Raw genomic sequence first — 21,623 nt, 5'->3', positions numbered from 1 at the left:
CTGAATATTGAAAGAATTACGGATCGTTATACTCCTATGATCTGATCAAGCTGCCCAGCAATACATCCAGGTTCAAAATACCTGCACGATGATCTTCACAGAACCCGATCTTGTCAAAAACGCCAAGCATGAAACGGCGGTGTTCCTCAGCTGGTTCCTCGAAACGATCATAACTTACGACAGAATCGACCATATCTACGATAAGCGGTACAAATCCACCTTTGTAAGGCACCACAATAATACGTGTAGAAGTGGTATCCTCCTGGTCTGGCATGCCTAACAATACACGAAGACTCACCACCGAAACGACCTTACCGTACAGCGAAGCAAAACCTCGGATCTCCGGGCTTCCAAATGGAACTGTTGTTACCTGTACCATTCTGATGATCTCATGAACTTCATCAATTCGTAGTGCAAAGATCTGGTCTCCTACCGAAAAATTAATATATTGCATTCCCTCGTCCATAGTTATCCCCATATCCTCTCATTCCGTATAATCAGATCATTATAAAATATAAAAACAAAACCACATGAAGAGCACTTTATTTGGCTAAGTGACCTGCTTGTGGTTCGCATTCACCAAGTCACCACAGGTACTTTCGTCCCACTAGATGTTACTTTGGTGTATCGGTTATTTTTGATCAAATGTTTAGGCTTCAGATCAATTTTGCCAACTTCAACAGACGTTGCATTACGGTTGCTGTCTCCGCTCTGCTCATTTGCCCTGCTGTGGAGGGTGGTGGAAATCAGTCGTTTTAATATTGAGCGTAAGTAACCTGACATCGGATTAAAAAATTATATTCAAAAAAAGACCAAAGATCAGCTTTATGCCGATTTTTGGTCTTTTTTATCCCCATATATTATGGATCTGTTTCTATGTTTTCAAATACTTGGAACAAAAAAGCGTTATTCCTGTGGATAACTTGTTTAATTACTCCAAAACGACTGTTTTATCGCATGAAAACACGAGTTATACCTGATTTGTGGATAAGTTGTGCACATATTGCACACATGCTGTGGATATCTTTGGCGTTTCATGTGGATATTCATTAATTTAATGTGGACATGTTGTGTATTTGTTTGTAAATCTGACGTAAAATCCGAATTTCCGCTTCAGTTATCCATTACTGTGGACACGTTGTGGACATGCCCAATTTCCTTCGCTGTAGTTATTCGACCAATTCACCCTGACGCATGATCAGCCTGTCATCGATGTACACGTCCGGCTTTTGTACAACTGCATCAATATGAACACCTGCGGCAATCGTTCCACCAAATGTATTATTGCTGCCAAAGGCCACATGAATTGTGCCGTACACCTTCTCATCTTCCAGCACCACACCCGTGATTCGTGCCTTGTTATTGGTACCGATCCCGAATTCGCCGAGAAAACGACCATCCCCCTCACCCAGCGTTTCCAGTAATTGAGCCCCATCAGGTCCTTCAGCTGACACCAACCGTCCTTCACTAACGGTCAATAGCATCGGTTCACGGAGTGCCCCAATTCCAGCAACGGAACCATCTACAACAATACTGCCCTCGCCCTTGCCCTCAACGGGAGCAATATAAGCTTCTCCTGACGGCAAGTTGCCCGATTCACCAGGGTTCAAATACATACCTGTGCTTGGTACACCGTTACGATCTTCAATGGAAAAGGAAAGACTATGGCCCTGCTTCTCTATTCGCACATGGCGACCTGCGGTTAATAGAGCCGTTACCTTCTCGGTCAACGCCTTTACTTGCGAATATTCAGCTGTAATGGCTCCGTTCATAAACATATCCTCTGTCATGCCAGGCATGGTTGCCACTCGGGTCCCTGAAGCAGCGGCTTTTTTGCGTGCTTGGGTATGTGTTACTGAATATTTTGTTACACACACGGCTACATCTGCTCGAATCATGGCCTCTGCAATCGGCGCAGGTGGCTCTTCTCCAGATCTGCTGCGTTCCTTCATGATTAACAGGACCGACTCTGCACCAAGTGCTTTGCCTGCCTCATAGATGGATTCAGCCAGATCCCGTTTCATATCGTCTGCGATAACTACCAGATTCTCTCCGCTACGCAGTCCGAGACATTCGGTTAGCACATTTTTACTGATTTCCACACGTTGCTTGCTCATACATTCATCTCTCCTGTCTTTGGTTCAGCTCTCAAAAGTCGACTTGACCCTTTCGACAATTGGCACGGGATTCCTGCATGTCCAAACCTGAACTCACCTTAAGGTATCGGCCCATTCGGCGAGAATTGCAGCTGTTTCCTTATACTGAAACGTCGGAAAGTAATGTCCATAGGGTACATCTATCCGTTTGACCTGTGAGTTCATATCCTGGGGATAGTGATATTCCTGATCTTGATTGGCCCATACAACTAATACATTCTTGGCATAATGCTGACTTTCCATTTTCGCCCACAACGTTGATCTGGCGCCTTTCCTCTGACCCGAGTGGATCCAGCGCAATAAGTCTGCATGTGCTCCTGCAATGCGAGGGGACTGGAGACTGGAGCGTATTCTCTTGCCCATGGTATCGGCCATAACACTGCTGTCGCCTACGCCGCTATGTGAACTGAACATTTGATTCCAACTTTTCTCCGATCTGCCACGCAGCAGGGAGCGCATCACCCCTCTTGGCAAACGAGAAATCCATCTCAGCACATTCGGATTCGAATTGTTAGCTACTGGCTGAAGCAACCCCAGTCGAATGTCTGTCCGCCCGCTACGCATCTGTGCCGCAGCTGCAATAGCAGCCCCGATCGAATGACCAACCAGCTTCACCGGACCTTCAAACTCGCCAAGAGCCGTAAGCAGTGCATCCACCTGACCTTCAAACGCTTCATCCCCCTGATGCACCGGAGACCGTCCGAATCCAGCGAGATCGATTAACCATACCGGGTTCCCGGTCCGGTCCCTAAGCTGTTTTCCTAAAGGTAACATCTCATCCGCAGATTGAAGCAAACCATGTACAATAATCCAAGGCTCTCCCTCACCCTCCCAACCAAGCATAGCCATATTTCCACTTCGAGACCGATTATAATCTGTCGGAAAACCCTCAGGTAACGGCGTATACCGAAGACGATAGTCTAGATCGGCTGTAACCAGCGGAAGCTGTTCCCGGATGTCCGGCCAGGATTGCCCCATACGTGTGAACAGAGCCTCCGTCTCTTCAACCGGGAATGACCTGTTGGTAATAAAAGCAACCGACTCCGTTGGAACACCACTGATGCGTGAACCACCTGATTTCATGATCCATTGAATCCATGGTAGTGGCACAGCCCCTTTCGGCTTGGGTACGTCCAATTGCTGCGCCAAGAGTTGCAGCAGTTCCTTCATATTGGGATTGTCTTCCCTCCGCGCCAACAGTGGATAAGTTCCTCCGACTGGAGCGGCTTCACTGGATAGAAAAACAAGCGTCTGTGCAACAAGGTCATTCTCCACAAGCGGTAACCAATAGGATGAACCTCCCGGCACTACCGGCATAAGTCCTTTCTGAATCGCCTGAATGAGCAGCCCAATCCCACCCGTTTGCTCGGTTTCACCTGTGGGACGTGGCCCAACCACTGTACTCGGATTTACAACGGATAAGGGATAGTGATGCTGTTCAGCATGCTCGCGAATGTGCAGATCGGCATGGAACTTCATCTCTTCATATGCACTTTCATTGTTATCCACATGCTCAACCTGTAGATAATTCCCCTGTTCATTCCGCTCTCCATAAGGACTCATATAACCAACAACGTGGATAAAGTGTCTCAATCCATGAGTAGAGTGGATTTCCTGTGCTAGCTGTGCCACTTCTCTGGCCCCGTTCATGAATATCTGCTCGGCTACTTTTCGTTCCAAAGTGACGTCCATCGTTCCACCCGCGTGAATGATCACATTTGCTTCAAGAGCACGCTCCCGATCTACTGCGGTAAGGCCAAGACCCGACATGGATAAATCACCTGTAATAAAGGTAATCCGCTTGAAATCCTTCACTCCATAAGCCTTCAGCACAGTTCTGGCTCGCTGTTCCGAACGAACCAGCAAGAGCAATTGTGCGTCTCCCTGCGTGAGTTGTTTGACCGTTTCTTTGCCGATAAAACCTGTGCTTCCTGTCATAAAAATGGTCGTACTTGCCATATCAGACTTACTTATTACCTGATTCATGTTTGTTGAATGTGCTGCTGTGTTTTCTTCATTGGATACACGGTTAGTATGTACAATCATTGTGTTACGGCCCCTTTTAGTACTTTATAGTACTAGTTATATTCAAAAAAAGAGCTTCGATTAACGAAGCATCTGACAAAACGTACGTGCCGATTGTTCTATAATCCCAACATCACGGGCAGTTCCCGCTAGGATTAGCGAACCTTCCAGTGCTGCAATAAACAACAACGCAGCCGGTCCCGGCTCGATCTCTTTGCGAAATTCACCACGATCCAAACCTTGCTGAAACAACTTCTCCACCATCGGTCTAAGCTCACGAAAGAATCTGGATATGCTTTCCTTCACTTGGGGTGCACTGTCCGGTGTCTGCATATATAACGTAACAAAAGGACAGCTCCCTTCGTAATTTCGGCCCTCAATGCCTGCCGACAGTAATGCCATGAATGAGTATATACGCTCCTCTACTCCTCGCTCACGCTGACTGAGCAGCAGATACAGCTCCGACTCATACTGGGCAATCCAGTATTGAACCACGGCCTGGAGCAGTTCCTCCTTGTTTTTAAAATGATAATAAATATTTGACTTGGATACCCCACTCACTCGCACGACTTCATCCATGCTAACGTAGCTGTACCCCTGACGCAGAAATAATTGTGCCGCCACTTCAACTGCCTTGGTCCGGTTCACCGGATTGGAACTTTTGGATTTGGCGGGTCCCGTATTCATTTTTGAATTTGTCATATTTAGTACTATACAGTACTAATCAGTTGAAAACAAGTATTCCTGTTAACAAAAGAGGACCTCCCACTCCAACTACTCCATACTTGTCCACATTTAGAGTGTAATACACACAGGATATCCACATATAGTATTAACTCTGTGTTAAATAAGTCATTAGATCGTTAAATCACTCTCGGGTTATCCACATTTCAGGGATATAACCGACTTTGAACTTTTCAGAGAGCGTCATTGGCTCCTCGGTAAAACAAAAATAGGCCAACCAGAATAAAATTTCTGGTTGGCCCGTTTCAATTAACTCATATATCCGATAGACTAACTTTTCTATCCGAAGATTTCTGAACAGTTTTCGGTAACCTGTGGATACCGTCCATGATCCGGATTATTTTTTCAGACTATCCCAGTTCTGTTGCAATGCGTCGAGCAATCCGGCTTTATCCGATTTGCCTGCAACGTAAGCCTGAATCGTGCTACCATACTCTTGTGGAACCCCTTCAGGGAAACGGTTGAAGTTCCAGCTGAGTGTTTTATTTTCCTGGCTATACTTCATGATCTCTGTGGCGAGGTCACCCAGATCCTCTTCGGATGCCGTGATGGAACTGAACGCCGGAATGAATTTGAATTCTTTTGTCATGTATTGTTTCCCGATATCCGAAGTTACGAGCCATTCCAAAAACTCTTTTGCTTCCGGTTTCACTTGGGAATTCTTGTTCACAACCCAATAGTTCGGCACGCCGACAAACAATTTGTCATTGGGTTCATTGTTAATTGGCATTGGGAGGATACCCAGATTCAGATCTGGATCGATTCCATCGATCTGTACTTGAGTCCAGTTTCCTTGTTGCATCATCGCCGCTTCTCCACTCGCAAACAACGTAACTTGCGTATTGTAGTCGGTTGTCAGCGGGTTTTTGTTGCTGTATTTCAGCGTTAAGTCGAGCAAGTTGATCCAGTCGGCGAACACTTGGTTGCCAGGAATCTTCTCCGTACTTTCGTTGAGGCCTTGAATGAATTTCACCGGATCTGCCTGATTGGCAAATGCGACGTTTACGTTATGATTGCCCAGCACCCACCACTCCTGATACCCGTTAGAGAATGGGGTAATGCCTGCGGCTTGAAGTTTCTGTGCCGCTTGATCCAATTGTTCCAGTGTCGTTGGAATTTCGGTAATACCTGCTTTTTGGAAGAGGTCTTTGTTATAAATGAAACCATAACCCTCCAGCGCGAGCGGCTGTCCGTAGAGTTTGCCGTCTTTGGTCATTGGCTCTTTGGCTACTTCGAGTGCATCCTTGGCCCATGATTCTCCAGACAGATCTTCCAGATATTCAAGCCATGTATCCAATTCACGATAACCACCTACGTTGAAAATGTCCGGTTGTTCTCCAGCGGCAAACTTGGCTTTTAATGCAGCACCGTAGTCACTGCCGCCACCTACAGTCTGAATGTCCAGTTTGACGCCTGGATGGGAGGATTCATATTCCGCTTTGAGACGGTTGAGCGCTTCCGCGATTTCGACTTTGAATTGGAAGATTTTAATGGTTTTATCTCCAGCAGCAGCCTCGCCACCACCTTGAGTATCCGTGTTGACCGGACTGCCACTCTTGTCCCCATTGCCACAACCCGCGAGCATTACCGAAAAAGCAATCAGCATAAGCAACGTCAACTTTGTCATTCTTTTCATACATACACTCTCCCTATAGTAGTTTCAGTATAACCGTTCCACTAATGAATATTTACACTGGCACTCCGATGACAGAATAACCTTCCCTTGAAGTGTGTTTTCATTCTAACGAACCGAGCGCAAGCTATTCGCACCTATTTGCACAGGTTCCCATTATAACGAATCACAGCGACGTTATTTCGTCGATTTGGTCGAATTTTAAGCCTCTGACGCCGTTTTACACCAGAATAACGTTACTGAGGTTCGTTACAATTTGTATTCCTTGATTATCCACCTATTAAGATGCGGTGGATTCGTTAGCGCTTTGAAAAAGGAGCATACCATCACTCTGTAGAAGAAGTTCCTGGCCATATAAGCTTCTTCCTTGGTCTTTTCTCTTTATTGCTCTTTCCCCAGGAGTCATGCCCAAGCTATGCGGGCATGACTCCCTTTGCACACCTCCATGCGAGGTGGGAGCAAAGGGATCAGGATGCGATGTAGGAGCGGAGCGTTCGCCTTTGATACTCGGTGGCTTCCTTGCCCTAATACATTCAGGCCACCGAGGAGCAACAGCGACCGAAAGCGCAACTTGATCCCGCCAGCGACCTGTACTCGCACTCCGCCACAGCGACCCTGCACTCGCACCCTCACCCTTTAACTGATCCAGCCGTAATCCCCTGAATGATGTACTTCTGCATCAGCAGGAAGAAGATAATGATCGGCATGATGCCGAGCACAAGTGCTGGCAAGGCCAGATCCCATTGCTTCGTGTACTGACCGAAGAGTGCAAAGGTCGCAATCGGGATTGTACGCAGGTTGGAGCTTTGCAGGATCAGGGATGGTAGTAGATAATCATTCCAGATCCAGAGTGTGTTCAGAATGATGACGGTTACATACATCGGTTTCATGAGTGGAAATACGATCCGGAAGAACACCCCGTAGGCAGAGCTTCCATCTACCCTAGCCGCTTCCTCAATCTCCAGTGGGACGGATTTTACGAATCCGTGGAACAGGAAGACAGACATCGGTGCCCCGAAACCGAGATAACAGATAATGAGGCCGCCAAGGCTGTCGATCAATCCCAGATTACTGGTTACAGTAACAAGTGGAATCATGATAGACTGGAACGGAATCACCATCGCGGCAATGAACATGCCGAACAAAATACGGTTGAACCGGGTATCGCTGCGGACCATTCGGTACGCGGCCATGGAACTGATCAGCACAAGCAACAGATTGCTGACCACAGTAACGATAAGCGAGTTCATCAGCGCGGACGGGAAGTTAATTTTCTCCCAAGCGTTAGCATAATTGCCCCACTGAAATACTTCCGGCCATGCAGCCGAATTGGTGAGTAGATCACCGAAGGTTTTGACCGAATTCACGAACAGGAAGTAAAACGGAACCAGGAATAAAAGTCCAAGGAGTACCATGACAATCTCGGTTACAATGGTACTGAAGCGGTAATTTTTCGTCGTCTCCATTAGGCTTCTACCTCCTTGCTCTTCGTCAGACGTACCTGAATCATGGTGATGATGGCAACGATTACGAAGAACACGAGCGCTTTGGCGGTTCCGATGCCATATCTGTTATTCACAAAGGCTTCATTGTAAATATTAAGTGCAACCGACTCTGTCGATCCGAACGGTCCACCTTTGGTCAGTGACAGATTGAGATCGAACATTTTGAACGACCAGGAGATCGCCAGGAACAGACAGATCGTTACACCTGGCATAATGAGCGGAAGAATGATGCTCCGCAGTACCTGCCAGCGACTTGCGCCATCAATCTCGGCGGCTTCCAGCAGATCAGGGGATACATTTGTCAGAGATGAGATGTAGATAACCATCAGATATCCTGCGGTCTGCCATACAAACACAATCACGATTCCCCAGAAGGCGGTTGGTTCGTCTCCCAGCCAAGGAAGGTTGAAGAAGGACCAGCCGGTTACATCGCCTACTGCTGAAAACCCTTTCACAAATATGAACTGCCAGATAAAGCCGAGCAACAACCCACCGATCACGTTAGGCATAAAAAAGATCGTACGCAGAATGTTTCTCGTCTTGAGCGGTTTGGTCAGGAAATACGCCAGGAAAAAACCAATCACATTGGTCAGTACCACACCAACCACGGTGAAGCGCACCGTAAACCAAAACGCCGTTTGGAACTTGGGATCATTCGCAAAAACATGCACGAAGTTATCAAACCCTACCCAATTAATGTTCTCGGATACCCCGTTCCAATCCGTAAAGGAATACACCATGCCAAGCAGGAAAGGGACCACGATGATGAGAATAAAAAACACGATGGAGGGACCCACGAACACTAGCTGCTGTAACAGCTGTGAAGATTTGCGATGCTTCATATCGTTCTCCCCTTCTATAGATGGATGAAATTGGTCTCTTTTTCTATTAAACCCCATTATCGCCGAGGGAAACACCGACCCTTGTGAACAGTTGGGGGTAAAATATTGTCCTCTCTTAACCTGCAACCAGAAGGGGTGTTCCGATGTCCAAATTCTACAGTATACGCACCAAATTGATTGCCTTTATGCTCATTGCTACCACCCTTCCGCTGCTCGCGTCGATCAGCATGACGTTTATCCAGACCAAAACGGCCCTACGGGAACAGGCCGTGGAAGAGAACAAACGCCTGATCTACCAAGCGTCCACCAATCTCAATAACTATGTGGATAACGTGGCCAGAGCGTCGCTCGCTGTGTATAACGACCCGAACTTTCTGCGTAACTTGGCAAAAATTCCTGGGGATTATCGTGCGGTTGCCGAGGTGTACACCACTTTGCAGACAATACGCGCGGCTGTGCCGGATGTATTCCAGCTGTATTTGCACTCTTTTGCCGCTAATCAATCCACCTTAATTACAAATCCCTTTCCGAAGCGGGAGGAACGAAAACAGGCCTATTCCGGCTCGCTTCATGGAAAAACAGGCGGTGACAGCCCTGATATTTGGGTGGAATCGGCCCACATGAGTCACACGTACGGATTCAAGGCCGCCTCCCCCGATGACCCTGCAAGAACAGTCATTACCCTGCATCGGGTGATCAAGGATATTCCGTCCACCGAGCGTCTGGGTGTACTCGCCATTGATCTGAATATGAATACCATTGCAGCGATAACCGGCAGGTTGTATGATCCGGCTAAGGAACAGATCTATGTTGTGGATGGTCAGAATCAGATCATTTACCAGGGACGTTCCGAGGCCAATCATACGGATGCACTGCGAGAGGAAACGGCCAGTGAACTGAATATCGCGCGAACTGGCGCTGGTACAGCCCAGAATGTCGCAGGACATTTTGAACAGGATCGTTCCATGTATGTATACCAGCAGCTTGGCAGCACGTACGCCGACTGGACCATTGTCAAACAGATTCCGAATGAGACCTTATATGCAAGAGCCACCACACTCACGTGGAACAACGCGATGATTGCCATTGCGGCACTTGTATTGGTCATTGTTGCAACCTTGTTCATCTCCATCCGAATCACCGGTCCACTCAAGCAACTCATGCGATATATGAACCAAATCCAAGCCGGGCGTCTGCACGTGGATATCCATCTATCCAGCCGAGATGAATTCGGGGTGCTCGCTCGTCATTTCCGAGATATGATGGATACGGTAAATAATCTTATTTTGCGGGAATATCGACTCGAAATCGCCAATAAAACAAATCAGCTCAAAGCGTTGCAAGCGCAGATTCATCCGCATTTTCTTTATAATACACTGCAATCGATCGGTACACTTGCCCTTCAACAGCAAGGACAACGGGCGTATATACTACTCACTTCCCTGTCCAAAATGCTGCGCTACAGCATGCGGGATCAGACCTCCGTGACCTTACGCGAAGAGGCGGAGCATGCCCGGTTATATCTGGAACTGCAGCAGGAGCGGTTTGGTGACCGCCTTGAGGTGGATTTGAATTTTGCCGAAGATACGCTATCTGTCGAAATGCCAAGAATGACGTTACAACCTTTAATTGAGAACTACTTTAAACATGGAGCAGATATTCAGCCTGGCAAAGGTCACATATCCCTATCCAGCCGCCGGATCAACGATCATTGGATTGAAATAGAACTGAATAATAACGGCCCATCCATACCTGAAGAAAAATTACTGGAGATCCGAGGATGGCTGCATCCAAGTCATACAACAACCGGGTTATCTACACAAGAATCCGACGAGTCTGAATCCATCGGTCTACGAAATGTAATACGCCGACTTCAATTGAACTCACATCCCGGTCACTCAGCCAGGCTTGAGATCAACAATCGGGAACCCAATGGTGTAAAGATCAGGGTTAAACTATACGCGGGAGAGTGAACAACATGAAGGCACTGCTTGTAGATGATGAAAAACATGTCCGCGATGCCATAAGGTTGCTTGGTCATTGGGAAGAGTTTGGCATTGATACGTTAATCGAAGCGGCAGACGGGGATGAAGCCATCGCCGCCATCACGGCACATCAACCTCAAATCATACTCAGTGACATGCGTATGCCGGGCAAGGACGGTATGGCATTACTTGAATGGATATCGGCTCATGCCCCACACAGCAAAGTGCTCGTTATTAGTGGATATGATGATTTTGAACTCGTGAGGCATGCAATCAGACATGGTGGCATGGACTACCTCCTGAAACCTGTGGAAGCGGATGAGCTGAATGCATCTCTATTAAAGGCCGTTACAGCTTGGGGAGAGGAAGACGCCATTCGGATACAATCCACCAGGCAATCCATTGTTGTTAATCGAATGCGCCCCCACTACCAGGATCGTCTGCTCACCGAACTTGCCGTCGGCAGAGGCAGCAGCCCATCACACATGCAGCGATTGCAGGATGAGTTGAATCTCCCTAGTGTTATCCCTGTCTGTAGTGTCGCTGTCACCAGCCTGTCCCATCTGGATGCAGGTTGTCTGGCAAAATATCGCAGTCAACCGGACCTGCTTGTGTTCTCGGTCCTCAATATCTGTGCCGAGATGTTATCCACACCAGACGAAGGCGTAATGTTTCGGCAGTTGGATCAACCGGACGAGATTGTTCTGCTGCATTGGGACCCATCCACTTCATTGGAACATATTCTGGACAAGGTTAATCAGGGATTGGAGCAGACGATTCAGCGCCGGCTTCATTTTGGCATCTCCACCTGTGAGTCCTACCCTGGCGGAATCTCAGCAGCCTATCTGGAAGCAAGTTCAAGACTGTGGAGACGTAACGCTGTGCAAATTAAACAGCGAATTCATGCGTCAGTGGAATCATCAAATGGAAATAAAATCAGGCGTTTAACCGCCCATGAAGAACCCCTGCGTATGGCAGCCATGAGTTGCCGAGTTTCCAGTGTAGCTGCTGCGGTTGCCGAGTGGCTTGACCCGATTACTGATCTTGAGGTTGTCAGTGCTGAGCAGATCCAGCAATGGATCGATGAGCTGGAATGGATGCTGAGCCGCTGGCTTGATGATACGGCAGGTTTGCCATCCAAAGAGGAGGAAGTGACGGAGGAGCAGTCTATTCCCTTTGCCGAGTTACCTTTTGACGCTGAAGGACTGCTATCTTTCCCCCTGCTTCGTTCCTTGTTGGAACAACGGCTGCTTGCAGCCGGAAAGGCGCTCACTGCCCATCACCCCGCCAATCCTGATCCCATGAGTGAGATTGCACGTTATATGGACGCCCACTATCAGGAGGACCTGTCCTTACAGCAGATTGCCGCGCGTTTCTACTTGAGCCGGGAGTATATCTCCCGCAAATTCAAACAGCAATTTGGTCTGAACTGGTCGGAGTATCTGAGCAAACTGCGGATCAACAACGCCAAGCTACTACTGCAAAATCCTTCCCTGCGAGTCGCCAAAATTTCGGAGATGGTTGGATTCCAGGATGAAAAGTATTTCAGCAAAGTGTTCAAAAAAATGGAGGGCATCACGCCAGTGGAATATCGTAAAACTGTATTTCAGGCTGGTACGTAACGAGTACCTGATCCGAATTAAAAAGAGTACTCCCGGCATGGCCCATCGGAAGTACTCTTTTTAATTTTACTTTTACAGAAAATAGCCTATATCATGACGATTTGTTGGCTCTTTCTTTTCTAAGATAGAATACGATCCGAAAGATTGCGGCTACAGCTATACCCAAGTAGAGATAATAAACTTTATTTCCCGTTGTATGAGCTGCTATGGGAAAAAAGACAACAACGAACGGAACCAGTGCAATATCCAGGTAGAACATGATCTTCCGATAAGTAAGAACTCTCATCTCCCCCTTTGATTTACCAAAAATGGTTTTATTCATTATATTAGATCATAACATAGACACGTCCTAGTCGGCTCATCAATCGCGCAAAATTACCGCAGGTACAAGCCGAATGTAGATTAGCTCCCCTGCAAGCTCCACCATCGTCTGAGTAACGATAACAGCCGCAGCTATGGTTGCCCATTCTGGCGGGAGTGCCAGCGCCAACGGCAGAACAACCAGCGAATTCCGTGTGGCTGAACTGAAGATCAGCGCCCGCCCCGCACCTGTATTCAATCGAAACTGCTTAGCAATGATTCGGGATATCCAAGGCATAATGATCATAAAAGCAACGTAGATCGGGATCACGTTCACGATGATCGCTATATCATTGTAGACTTTGCCAATCTGGGAGGCGACAACCACGAGCAGTGCGAGTGCCATCATCGGAACCGGGAGCCATGCCGTTGCGTTCATGACACGCTCCCCGCTCGCTTTACCTTTTGAGAAGACTTGTGTAACGACAGCGAGCAGCAGTGGAATAACGATCAGGAACAGAAAAGCCTCCACGAACGGCCCAACCTGCATGACCTGTGCTACCTCAGCACCCATCAATAGCCATAAATAAACCGGCAACAGAATCATTTGTATAACAAACAGAAGAGGTGTAGCGGCGAGCATCAGTTTCTCATTGCCCCTGCCGAGCTGCGTGAACACAATGACGTAATCAATACAGGGCGTTAGCAGTACCAGATAGACTCCGATCAGAACGCCAGGTGATTGTGGAAAGACCAGTGTAAGCAACCATACGACTACAGGTACAACGATAAAATTAGCTACCAGTAACGCGCCCATAAATCGCAGGTTGGACCAGGATTCTTTTAACTTTAAAAAGGGAATCTGTACGAACATGCTATATAACAAAATGGCAAGTATCGGAGACACCGTGTAGTGCAAAATATTCCCCCATGCCGAACTGCTTAGTCCTATCGCTGCTCCTACGAACAGTGCAACTACATAGAACCAAGTCTGCTGTTTCTCCATCGTTTCTCTCGAAAGCATTCTTCTCCTCCTCCGTTGGACATGTGGGACATAATATCGTGTGGACATATTCCTGCTTCGCTTCGCGTACATTGGGACAGAGTACCATTCCAACGTAGCGGCAAAGCACAAGAATTTGAAAGGTCATCTTGTGAATTTTTTGCGGCTGTTATTAGAATGTACGAGAACTGGGTATATTCATTGTAGACTGACCCGTGGTTCATTCATTTCGTTAAACCAAGGAGGAAACTCAATGTCACGTAACAATCCGTACAAGTGGTTAAACGCCATTGGTTTTATCGCTGTAATTATCGTGAACTACCTTTCCAACGCTCTGCCAATCGGAGGCAAGACCAACAAAGAAGTATCGGATATGTACCCTGTGCTGCTCACACCTTCAGGCTATGCCTTCTCTATATGGGGTCTGATCTACCTGCTATTAGCAGGGTTCGTGATCTATCAGTTCGTGCCCGCTTCCTGGAAAAGGGATTCGATTACCCGTCTCGGGTATTGGTTTCTGGCAAGCTGTGCCTTCAATGTAGCATGGATTTTTGCTTTTCAAAACTTGCAGACCGGTCTCGCTTTACTGATCATTGTACTGCTTCTATTGTCTCTGATCATGCTGTATGTAAAAACACGTGCCATTACGGTTCCGACCACTGCTGAGATCTGGCTTGTAAAGCTGCCATTCAGCATCTATCTCGGATGGATTAGTGTGGCAACCATTGTCAATGCAGCGGTGCTGTTATATAAAATTGGCTGGGATGGTTTTGGTATCAGCGAACCGACTTGGACGATCATCATGCTGATTGTCGGTATGGTGCTGGCTGTTCTCGTTAGCTTCCGTTATCGCGATAGCATATACCCACTTGTATTCACATGGGCATATATCGCCATTGCACTTAAACAGAAGGATGTCACTTCCGTATATTATACGGCAATCATCATTGCGATCGTCCTGGCCATCTATGCGGTATGGCTGTTCTTCGCCCGGAATCAAGATCGCGATTGAGTAGTTTACTTCAAATATAACGCTTAAATATAACGAAAACACGTAACGCAAACAGCCGATTCTGGTCTTCGACCTGAAATCGGCTGTTTATGTATAAAAGAACGAATAAGGTTGTCCTATTTCAGGGCAATAACTTCAATCTCCACCAGTGCATCTTTTGGTAAACGAGCAACTTCCACAGCACTGCGTGCAGGATAAGGCTGTTCGAAGAACGTGCTATACACTTCATTCACAGGAACGAAGTCGTTCATGTCTTTCAGGAACACCGTCGTTTTCACGATTTTATCCATACTTGTACCTGCTGCTTCAAGGATAGCCTTCACATTGCTCAAAGACAGACGTGTCTGCTCCTGTACATCTGCGCCGAACTCTCCCGTTTGAGGATTCAGACCAAGCTGTCCGGAAGTGTAGATGAAATCACCTGCATCAACGGCTTGACTGTATGGACCAATGGCGCCTGGCGCCTGATCGGTAGAGATTGGTTTTTTCATGGACGAGTTCTCCTTTGTGTTCGTTATCCTGCTACCGCATGGAGTCAGGGTTCGAACTCATTTTTGTTGCCTATTATACCACGATCTACCTCAAGCGAGAAACGCTCCTCACTAGCCACATGAAGTAAACAGCTCGTTCAAAGGTTTCTTAGCCCCCGTCCACACCAAGGACATGAATGACTTCATTTGAATACACATGGTTTCCCTTGGCTTGCACCAGCGCAATATTGGTCATGGCCTGTGCAATAGTTGCGGCGTGGACCGCCCGGTATTTGTCCGCTCTGCCTTTCATCCAGCGATCCAGAAACTTCATGGCATAGGCAGCCATCTGCTCACCAAACCGCTTCTCGTTTCGATCTCCCAGAATTAAGGAAGGGCGGAAGATATGCAATGACGGAAAACCGATATCGGACAATGCATCCTCCATTTCCCCTTTGGTCCGACTGTAAAAGACCCGGGAATCTGCACTCGCTCCCATGGAGGAGATCACCAGCATCTGTGATACACCATGTTGCTTCGCAATCGTAGCTGCACGAACCGGGTAATGATAATCCACCTGACGGAAATTGTCCTGACTGCCTGCTTTTTTGATCGTTGTCCCCAAACAACAGTACAGGTCATCGATTCCATCGAATAAGTGGTCTTGGCTCTCCAGCTGTTCCCAGTCCACCACATGCTGTTCCAGTTTGGGATGTTGCAGCTCAAGCGGACGTCTAACCAGAACGCGAACCAAGCTGTATGCTGGGTGCTCCAGCAGACTATGAACCAGTAATTCACCTACAAGCCCGGTGGCTCCAATCACCATGGCTTTCCGTTCGAGACGATTCAAATACATCCCTCCACTTCGCCATCTTTTTTGAAGTCATACCAGATACATATGATCAACCCAAATATTTACAAGGTTGTTCTGTCATCGAAGTGCCCGTGTAAATATTCAATATCTATTTTAACAGTACACGACGTCCAAGGGTAAATGTCAGAATCAGCATCACGACACCAACCCCCATCTGAAATCCATAGGCTGAGATCCAGGCCAGCGCATCGGACCAAGTTTCCATCTTTTCATACAACCAGCCACCCAACAACGGCCCGAGAAACGAAGTGACTCCGGTCAGAGCCGAATACACCGCGACAAACATCGGTCTTTCACTTTTGGGTGTGTCTCCAATCGTAAAGTTAAATGCCAGCTGGTTGAATCCACCTACCCCGATCCCAAGGAAGATATGCGATAAAAATAGTGCGATCAAAACGGGCATGAACGACATTAACCCCCACGACAAACAGGAGAGTGCAATGACTGGCAATGTCCAAAATAGGAGGGTTTTGTTGCTGAATCTGGCATTCAGATTACCCCAAACATAGAAACCGGCCATCATAACCAGCGTCTGGACTACCGTGATCAGGGATACCGTCTGATAATTGATGTTCAATAAATCGAGCATAACATAGGAATAAAGCGGAACAATCAAGGTCTGGATCAATAACCATGAAGCCAGGAACAGCGTTGCTTTCAGGAAAGAACGATCCTGGAACGGCTTGATGAACATGCGCCAGAAAACCTTTTCGGTAGAACGTTCGAAGGGAACGTCCGGATAGAAGAAATAGATGACTGTATTGGCAATAGCACAGATCCACACCGGAATAAACAGGATCAGAAAGCCCATTTCTCCCGGGTAACGGTCCAAAACAATACCGCCTGCAAATAAGCATACGCTTCCAAGAGCATTCAGAATCGTATTTCGAATTCCAAAATAACGCCCTCTCACCTTAGCAGGTACGATATCGCCAATTAGTGAAGTCCAGATCATACCGCCGATGGTATTTGATATAAAAGCAACCGTATACACGCCAATATATACGCTTACCCACCACTCTTTGGGGAATATGAACGGGATCAGTCCCGTTGCACTCCACAAGATGCGATGTGTGCCCACAAATAACAGAAGCATGCGTTTACGGCTGCGAATACGCTGCATCCAGTAAGCTGCTCCGATCTGGGCAATGTTCACAAACGTGGTAATCGCGAGCACAAAGCCGATATGTCTCGACCCGGCCCCAAGGTACAGCAGAAATCCGGTTAAAAATGGGCCTCCCAGCAAGGTCTGTAAAATAATTGCCGGTACACCCTCCCATGTTGCAATCGATAAATTCGTGCGTTGTGTCGAACCCTTGCGCCGTGGTTTGCTTGCTAACGGGGGAGGGTTAACGTTGACCGTCTTCTGTATGGGGATACACTCCTTAGACCGGGTCTCAAAAGCCGGTCGATGCTAGTTGTCATCCCAAATTCTACTCACGGCGCGAAGGTTGTCAACTCATTTTTTCACGGTCCAACGGGAGATAGAGATAGAAGGTGCTTCCTTTACCTTCAGTGCTCTCAAGTTCAATCGATCCCCCCAGTAATCTCGCTAAATCCCGACTGATTGACAGGCCTAGTCCGGTACCGCCAAATTTTCGACTAATCGACCCGTCAGCCTGTTGAAATGCTTCAAATATGGAATGATGCTTGTCCTCCGAAATACCAATGCCTGTATCCTGAACGGAGAAAATAAGCCATCGATTCTGAATACCTGCATTCTTAATCTGCTTGGTGCTTACGGTCAGCGTGACCTTCCCCCGGTGAGTGAACTTGATGGCATTGGACATCAGATTCCGCAAAATCTGTTGAACCCGCTGGGGATCAGACCAGAGCGTCTCGGGCAGTCCCGGTTTTTTGTCCAGAACCAACTGAATACCTTTTTTCTCGGCAACAAGCTGAAAGTGGCTCATGGCATCTTCTGTAAGTTGTGCGACACTGATATCCTCCAGTACAATATCCAGCCGCCCCGCTTCTACTTTGGAAAGATCTAGAATATCGTTAATGAGCGTAAGCAGTTCCTGCCCGGAGTGGTCGATCATATTGGCAAAACGTATAATATCCTCCTGATCCATTGTGTCGGCATTCTCGCTGATCATCTGGGCAAAGTTAATGACACTGTTCAGTGGTGTACGCAGTTCATGGGACATATTGGCGAGAAATTCGGATTTGTACTGTGAGGCAATCATCAATTGTTTTGCTCGATCCTCCAGTACAATCTGGGCTTTCTGTAACTCTTCCTTTTGCACAGATAAAAGCCGGTTTGTACTCTGGATCAGCAAAATACGATTCTGTTCATTCTGAAAATCACGTAAAATAAATGCAAAAATAAGGCTCAGCAAAATACCTGTAGGGAGTGTATAAGGCATAATATGTGAAAAGAAGTATGTAGCCGGGATCACACCAACGATAGCAATGTTTACACTATTGACCACATTGACGATAACTGTAACAAGGATTCCTTTAATAATCAGCCTGTAGTTGCTACGTCTCATCCATATATTCAGACCTGCACATATCACGCCCAAAATAGACATGTTAAGTACTGCCGCCAATGTAGCATCCGTGATGCCAAAAGTCAGCCTCGACAGCCCAATTCCAATACCCACGATGATTACGCTATAGGGTTGTCTATACGTTAGAACGGCTACAATTAAAGGAACATATCGAAGATCAAAGACCACTTCATCGGTGAGTTGAAACCCAAAAACCGTACTGATCCAACCTGCAAATATAAGGACAAGCACGGAGCTGATCTGCTTCACTCGGGAAGAGGTACGTATTACGACATATTTATAGAACACACTAGCAAGATATGCAATGGTAATAAGCATCCCCATATTCAATACGAACATTTTTGAAAATTGCATTCACTCACTCCTGTTGTACCGACTTTACTGGCCAAAGTGCCTTCGTCCGTATGTGTCTCTATCATATCATGCCCATTGAAGCTTCGGCATTCCTTCTTCGTCAAAAAAATACACAAAAATACACAAATCAGGATTCAATTTGTGCGCTGGTCGTAGTAGAATATATTGTTGTTTAAATTTGAATTAGTTATTTGCTGGGGTCATGCTCCTAGGGAGCATGAATGAAAGGAGTAAGGTGTTGTGCAATTGTTAAAAAGCAAATCCTATTGGCTGTCATTGAGTTTAATGCTGTCTTTGGCCGTCATGGGGCTCTTCTATGATATTCTTAATAGTCCAGAACGCGGGTTCGTAGTTCTTGATTCGCCGCTTGACCGGATCATTCCCTATGTGCCTGGCATGTCCATTCCATATTTGGGCTGGTACCCGTTTGTATTCGGTGTGCTCGCTTACCTGTGTGCCAAGGATCGCCTGACGTATTACCGCGTCTTGTTATCCATGAATATCTGTGTCTGGATATGTTATCTGATCTACTTCAACTTTCAGACCATGGTACCGCGCCCGGAACTGACGGGTACAGGCCTGGGAGCATCTGTTCTCGGATGGCTCTATAGCCAGGATCGTCCTTATAATTGTTTTCCAAGTATTCATTCTCTTCACTCTTATCTGGTTATGCGTGCTGTTCTTTCGGTTCCAAGCATCCGTAAACCCATCAAGATTTTGGTCGCCGCCGGGGCAGCAACTATTATAGTATCCACGCTAATGATCAAACAACATGTGATCTATGACGCCTTGGGTGCGGTCATACTCGGCGAGTGTGTTCTCACCATCATAACTGGCCTCGCTCTACACCGGAGACGCAGAAAAGAATCGAAGTGGACAGAGGGAATCAGCTGATCCCTCACTTCGATGGTTTCTGAAGATGCTGTTGTCGTCTCCATTCATCAATAAACAAACCTGCAAAATAGGGGTCCCATTGGGTCCCTTTTCCTTCTTCCAAAATGGTTAGCGCTCTCTCGTGACTCATCCCATTCCGATAGGGTCGATCAGACGTCATGGCATCAAAGGCATCCGCTACCGCAATGATGCGGCCAAAAAGGGGAATATCATCACCAGCCATCCCATCCGGGTATCCTTTGCCATCATATCTCTCATGGTGAGATCGTACACCAGGCAGAAAGTCAGCCATGGCATCAATGGGTTCTATCTGCAGCAAAATACTCTCTCCCTGCACGGGATGTGTCCGAATAATTGCAAATTCTTCATCGCTTAGTTTTCCATCCTTCAGCAGCACCTCATCAGGTATGCCGATTTTCCCGATATCATGAAGCAGGGCTGATTTGTACAATAAATCCGCCTGTTCCTCACTCATTCCGCTCAGCTTACCAATCATCAGCGAATACTCTGCCACACGCATGGAATGTCCTGCCGTGTACTTATCTCGGGCATCTAAAGCAGCAGCCAGCGTAGAAAAATAACTTTGCAACAGCTGTCGATTGCGTTCCTGTCTCATCTCCAGCCGATTAATCATCATATTAAAACCGGAGATCAGTGCCGAAAACTCATCCGCATATAGATCCGGAGCTCGTCTGCCAAGATCTCCCCCCTGAATTCGGTTCATCTCATGCGTCAGTTCAGCAACTGGATCACGAACATCACGAATCAACAGCCAGCTTCCCACCAGCGCAAACCCCGCGCCCAGAACAACGATGAGAATTCCCCACAGTATGTACTCTTTCGCAAATTCACTGTCCATATACTGAAGTCTGATATATGTAGCCAGGAAAAATAGAAATAGAGGAAATAAGCCAATCAGTGCCGTACTTAGCTGAAATTTACGCTGGATCGATACCAGGATTCGCCCTCCCAGTGAAGGTTCCATCCCGTATTGGACTTTGCCTCGATGTCGAATCTCAAGTAACAGGGGTCTAATCGCCCGCACCGTTAAGTAATACTCAATCAGCGCATGCATGATGGCAATCAGAAAGGCACACGCAGCGGCCACGACAGTATAGAAGTAAGGAAATTCAAGCCACCCTGTGGATATCATCCATAATGTTAATCCGGCTGCCGGAAGTGAGAAACCAAGCATGTGCGGACCCATGATCCGATATATGGTCTGTCCCGGAAAACGATGAATTTTCTCATACATGTGGTTCAATTCGTCTCTCTCGTGATGCTCGGAAGTGAAAAATTGTCTTATGGGGCCTAGCTGCACCCACAGCGTAATTAATTCTGCAACCAGCATGAACAAGAGTGAAATCAGCACAATGAAGATGAGCCGAACAAATTGAATATTGGGTATTTGCAGAGTAGATACCATAACTACTGTACCGACAACAAAAACAGCTGCCAGTGAACCGATCAGATAATTGCGTATCAGGCGAAAGATAAATGAACGGTATGCTTCCAACTGAACCCCTCACTCTCTATGTGCAACCAGTTCTCCCTTGAGATACAGGGAGATTAAGGGTATTGCCTTCTATTTGTTTATCGGTTGCTCCGACTAAAAAAATTAATAAAATCCAATGGATGGGCATCAGAACTGGAAAACACAAAAAGGCTGCTCCACGACGGAGCAGCCT

General features: G+C 47.0%; 19 protein-coding genes. 4 read left to right on the top strand and 15 right to left on the bottom strand.

The annotated features are described in order from the left end of the window. Nucleotides 1-34 precede the first annotated feature (34 nt). The 8 genes from MHI48_RS03025 to MHI48_RS02990 form a co-directional block, all read right to left on the bottom strand. Nucleotides 35-454, bottom strand: coding sequence for a chemotaxis protein CheW (locus tag MHI48_RS03025; RefSeq protein ID WP_169480758.1), 420 nt, complete (start codon nucleotides 452-454; stop codon nucleotides 35-37). 122 nt (nucleotides 455-576) lie between these two features. Then, complete coding sequence (locus MHI48_RS03020; protein WP_179087976.1) at nucleotides 577-783, bottom strand: hypothetical protein; 207 nt, start codon at nucleotides 781-783, stop codon at nucleotides 577-579. A 386-nt stretch (nucleotides 784-1,169) separates the two neighbouring features. Beyond that, the gene (locus MHI48_RS03015; protein WP_076254680.1) at nucleotides 1,170-2,117 is read right to left on the bottom strand and encodes an aminopeptidase; all 948 of its coding nucleotides are present in this window, start codon (nucleotides 2,115-2,117) and stop codon (nucleotides 1,170-1,172) included. A gap of 93 nt (nucleotides 2,118-2,210) precedes the next feature. Next, nucleotides 2,211-4,202, bottom strand: a complete 1,992-nt coding sequence (locus MHI48_RS03010; protein WP_083669871.1) for an alpha/beta fold hydrolase — start codon at nucleotides 4,200-4,202, stop codon at nucleotides 2,211-2,213. A gap of 60 nt (nucleotides 4,203-4,262) precedes the next feature. Continuing rightward, nucleotides 4,263-4,829, bottom strand: a complete 567-nt coding sequence (locus MHI48_RS03005) for a TetR/AcrR family transcriptional regulator (protein ID WP_036607516.1) — start codon at nucleotides 4,827-4,829, stop codon at nucleotides 4,263-4,265. A gap of 433 nt (nucleotides 4,830-5,262) precedes the next feature. Next, a complete protein-coding gene (locus MHI48_RS03000; RefSeq protein WP_036672088.1) occupies nucleotides 5,263-6,561 on the bottom strand; it encodes an ABC transporter substrate-binding protein in 1,299 nt (432 codons plus the stop codon). A 626-nt stretch (nucleotides 6,562-7,187) separates the two neighbouring features. Continuing rightward, nucleotides 7,188-8,024 (bottom strand): carbohydrate ABC transporter permease, encoded by an 837-nt coding sequence (locus MHI48_RS02995; protein ID WP_047840283.1) that lies wholly within the window; start codon nucleotides 8,022-8,024, stop codon nucleotides 7,188-7,190. Further along, on the bottom strand, nucleotides 8,024-8,905 hold the full coding sequence (locus tag MHI48_RS02990) for a carbohydrate ABC transporter permease (protein WP_036607341.1): 882 nt from the start codon (nucleotides 8,903-8,905) through the stop codon (nucleotides 8,024-8,026). The genes MHI48_RS02995 and MHI48_RS02990 overlap by 1 nt, the downstream gene beginning before the upstream one ends. Before the next feature lie 143 nt (nucleotides 8,906-9,048). Between MHI48_RS02990 and MHI48_RS02985 the strand changes: the two genes are divergently transcribed. After that, nucleotides 9,049-10,878: a sensor histidine kinase gene (locus MHI48_RS02985; protein WP_036607344.1), complete on the top strand. Its 1,830-nt coding sequence runs from the start codon at nucleotides 9,049-9,051 to the stop codon at nucleotides 10,876-10,878. 5 nt (nucleotides 10,879-10,883) lie between these two features. Next, nucleotides 10,884-12,512, top strand: a complete 1,629-nt coding sequence (locus tag MHI48_RS02980; protein WP_036607347.1) for a response regulator — start codon at nucleotides 10,884-10,886, stop codon at nucleotides 12,510-12,512. A gap of 91 nt (nucleotides 12,513-12,603) precedes the next feature. Here the strand turns inward: MHI48_RS02980 and MHI48_RS02975 are convergent, their stop codons facing one another. Together MHI48_RS02975 and MHI48_RS02970 are read right to left on the bottom strand one after the other, a co-directional pair. Further along, on the bottom strand, nucleotides 12,604-12,834 hold the full coding sequence (locus tag MHI48_RS02975; RefSeq protein WP_076319480.1) for a hypothetical protein: 231 nt from the start codon (nucleotides 12,832-12,834) through the stop codon (nucleotides 12,604-12,606). Nucleotides 12,835-12,873: 39 nt separating this feature from the next. After that, on the bottom strand, nucleotides 12,874-13,836 hold the full coding sequence (locus MHI48_RS02970; protein WP_405142970.1) for an arsenic resistance protein: 963 nt from the start codon (nucleotides 13,834-13,836) through the stop codon (nucleotides 12,874-12,876). A gap of 232 nt (nucleotides 13,837-14,068) precedes the next feature. Here MHI48_RS02970 and MHI48_RS02965 point away from each other — a divergent pair, with 232 nt between their 5' ends. Continuing rightward, nucleotides 14,069-14,827, top strand: a complete 759-nt coding sequence (locus MHI48_RS02965; RefSeq protein WP_405142968.1) for a tryptophan-rich sensory protein — start codon at nucleotides 14,069-14,071, stop codon at nucleotides 14,825-14,827. A gap of 116 nt (nucleotides 14,828-14,943) precedes the next feature. Here MHI48_RS02965 and MHI48_RS02960 read toward each other — a convergent pair whose 3' ends face one another. The 4 genes from MHI48_RS02960 to MHI48_RS02945 all read right to left on the bottom strand — a co-directional run bounded on the left by MHI48_RS02960 (nucleotide 14,944) and on the right by MHI48_RS02945 (nucleotide 19,041). After that, nucleotides 14,944-15,318, bottom strand: coding sequence for a RidA family protein (locus MHI48_RS02960; RefSeq protein WP_017690870.1), 375 nt, complete (start codon nucleotides 15,316-15,318; stop codon nucleotides 14,944-14,946). Between the two features lie 148 nt (nucleotides 15,319-15,466). Continuing rightward, nucleotides 15,467-16,153, bottom strand: a complete 687-nt coding sequence (locus MHI48_RS02955; protein ID WP_405142965.1) for an oxidoreductase — start codon at nucleotides 16,151-16,153, stop codon at nucleotides 15,467-15,469. Nucleotides 16,154-16,259: 106 nt separating this feature from the next. Next, the gene (locus MHI48_RS02950) at nucleotides 16,260-17,417 is read right to left on the bottom strand and encodes an MFS transporter (protein ID WP_235193865.1); all 1,158 of its coding nucleotides are present in this window, start codon (nucleotides 17,415-17,417) and stop codon (nucleotides 16,260-16,262) included. Between the two features lie 208 nt (nucleotides 17,418-17,625). Then, nucleotides 17,626-19,041, bottom strand: coding sequence for an ATP-binding protein (locus MHI48_RS02945; protein ID WP_338707671.1), 1,416 nt, complete (start codon nucleotides 19,039-19,041; stop codon nucleotides 17,626-17,628). A gap of 240 nt (nucleotides 19,042-19,281) precedes the next feature. Here MHI48_RS02945 and MHI48_RS02940 point away from each other — a divergent pair, with 240 nt between their 5' ends. Next, on the top strand, nucleotides 19,282-19,935 hold the full coding sequence (locus MHI48_RS02940) for a phosphatase PAP2 family protein (protein ID WP_036607365.1): 654 nt from the start codon (nucleotides 19,282-19,284) through the stop codon (nucleotides 19,933-19,935). Between the two features lie 4 nt (nucleotides 19,936-19,939). Here the strand turns inward: MHI48_RS02940 and MHI48_RS02935 are convergent, their stop codons facing one another. Further along, nucleotides 19,940-21,451, bottom strand: a complete 1,512-nt coding sequence (locus MHI48_RS02935; RefSeq protein ID WP_405142962.1) for an HD domain-containing phosphohydrolase — start codon at nucleotides 21,449-21,451, stop codon at nucleotides 19,940-19,942. Between the last annotated feature and the right edge of the window lie 172 nt (nucleotides 21,452-21,623).

Origin of the sequence: Paenibacillus sp. FSL H7-0942, assembly GCF_045040715.1 — a bacterium.
GTDB classification, from domain to species: Bacteria; Bacillota; Bacilli; order Paenibacillales; family Paenibacillaceae; genus Paenibacillus; species Paenibacillus amylolyticus.
Note: the sequence above shows the minus strand (reverse complement) of the source record. Positions and strands in the feature narration are given on the sequence as shown.

Excerpts from the sequence above, each read along its gene's own strand:
- MHI48_RS02980 (WP_036607347.1), top strand. The coding sequence starts at position 10,884 with ATGAAGGCACTGCTTGTAGATGATGAAAAACATGTCCGCGATGCCATA.
- MHI48_RS03015 (WP_076254680.1), bottom strand. The coding sequence starts at position 2,117 with ATGAGCAAGCAACGTGTGGAAATCAGTAAAAATGTGCTAACCGAATGT.
- MHI48_RS03020 (WP_179087976.1), bottom strand. The coding sequence starts at position 783 with ATGTCAGGTTACTTACGCTCAATATTAAAACGACTGATTTCCACCACC.
- MHI48_RS02990 (WP_036607341.1), bottom strand. The coding sequence starts at position 8,905 with ATGAAGCATCGCAAATCTTCACAGCTGTTACAGCAGCTAGTGTTCGTG.
- MHI48_RS02970 (WP_405142970.1), bottom strand. The coding sequence starts at position 13,836 with ATGCTTTCGAGAGAAACGATGGAGAAACAGCAGACTTGGTTCTATGTA.
- MHI48_RS02975 (WP_076319480.1), bottom strand. The coding sequence starts at position 12,834 with ATGAATAAAACCATTTTTGGTAAATCAAAGGGGGAGATGAGAGTTCTT.
- MHI48_RS03010 (WP_083669871.1), bottom strand. The coding sequence starts at position 4,202 with ATGATTGTACATACTAACCGTGTATCCAATGAAGAAAACACAGCAGCA.
- MHI48_RS02965 (WP_405142968.1), top strand. The coding sequence starts at position 14,069 with ATGTCACGTAACAATCCGTACAAGTGGTTAAACGCCATTGGTTTTATC.
- MHI48_RS03000 (WP_036672088.1), bottom strand. The coding sequence starts at position 6,561 with ATGAAAAGAATGACAAAGTTGACGTTGCTTATGCTGATTGCTTTTTCG.
- MHI48_RS02985 (WP_036607344.1), top strand. The coding sequence starts at position 9,049 with ATGTCCAAATTCTACAGTATACGCACCAAATTGATTGCCTTTATGCTC.
- MHI48_RS02945 (WP_338707671.1), bottom strand. The coding sequence starts at position 19,041 with ATGCAATTTTCAAAAATGTTCGTATTGAATATGGGGATGCTTATTACC.
- MHI48_RS02995 (WP_047840283.1), bottom strand. The coding sequence starts at position 8,024 with ATGGAGACGACGAAAAATTACCGCTTCAGTACCATTGTAACCGAGATT.
- MHI48_RS02955 (WP_405142965.1), bottom strand. The coding sequence starts at position 16,153 with ATGTATTTGAATCGTCTCGAACGGAAAGCCATGGTGATTGGAGCCACC.
- MHI48_RS02960 (WP_017690870.1), bottom strand. The coding sequence starts at position 15,318 with ATGAAAAAACCAATCTCTACCGATCAGGCGCCAGGCGCCATTGGTCCA.
- MHI48_RS03025 (WP_169480758.1), bottom strand. The coding sequence starts at position 454 with ATGCAATATATTAATTTTTCGGTAGGAGACCAGATCTTTGCACTACGA.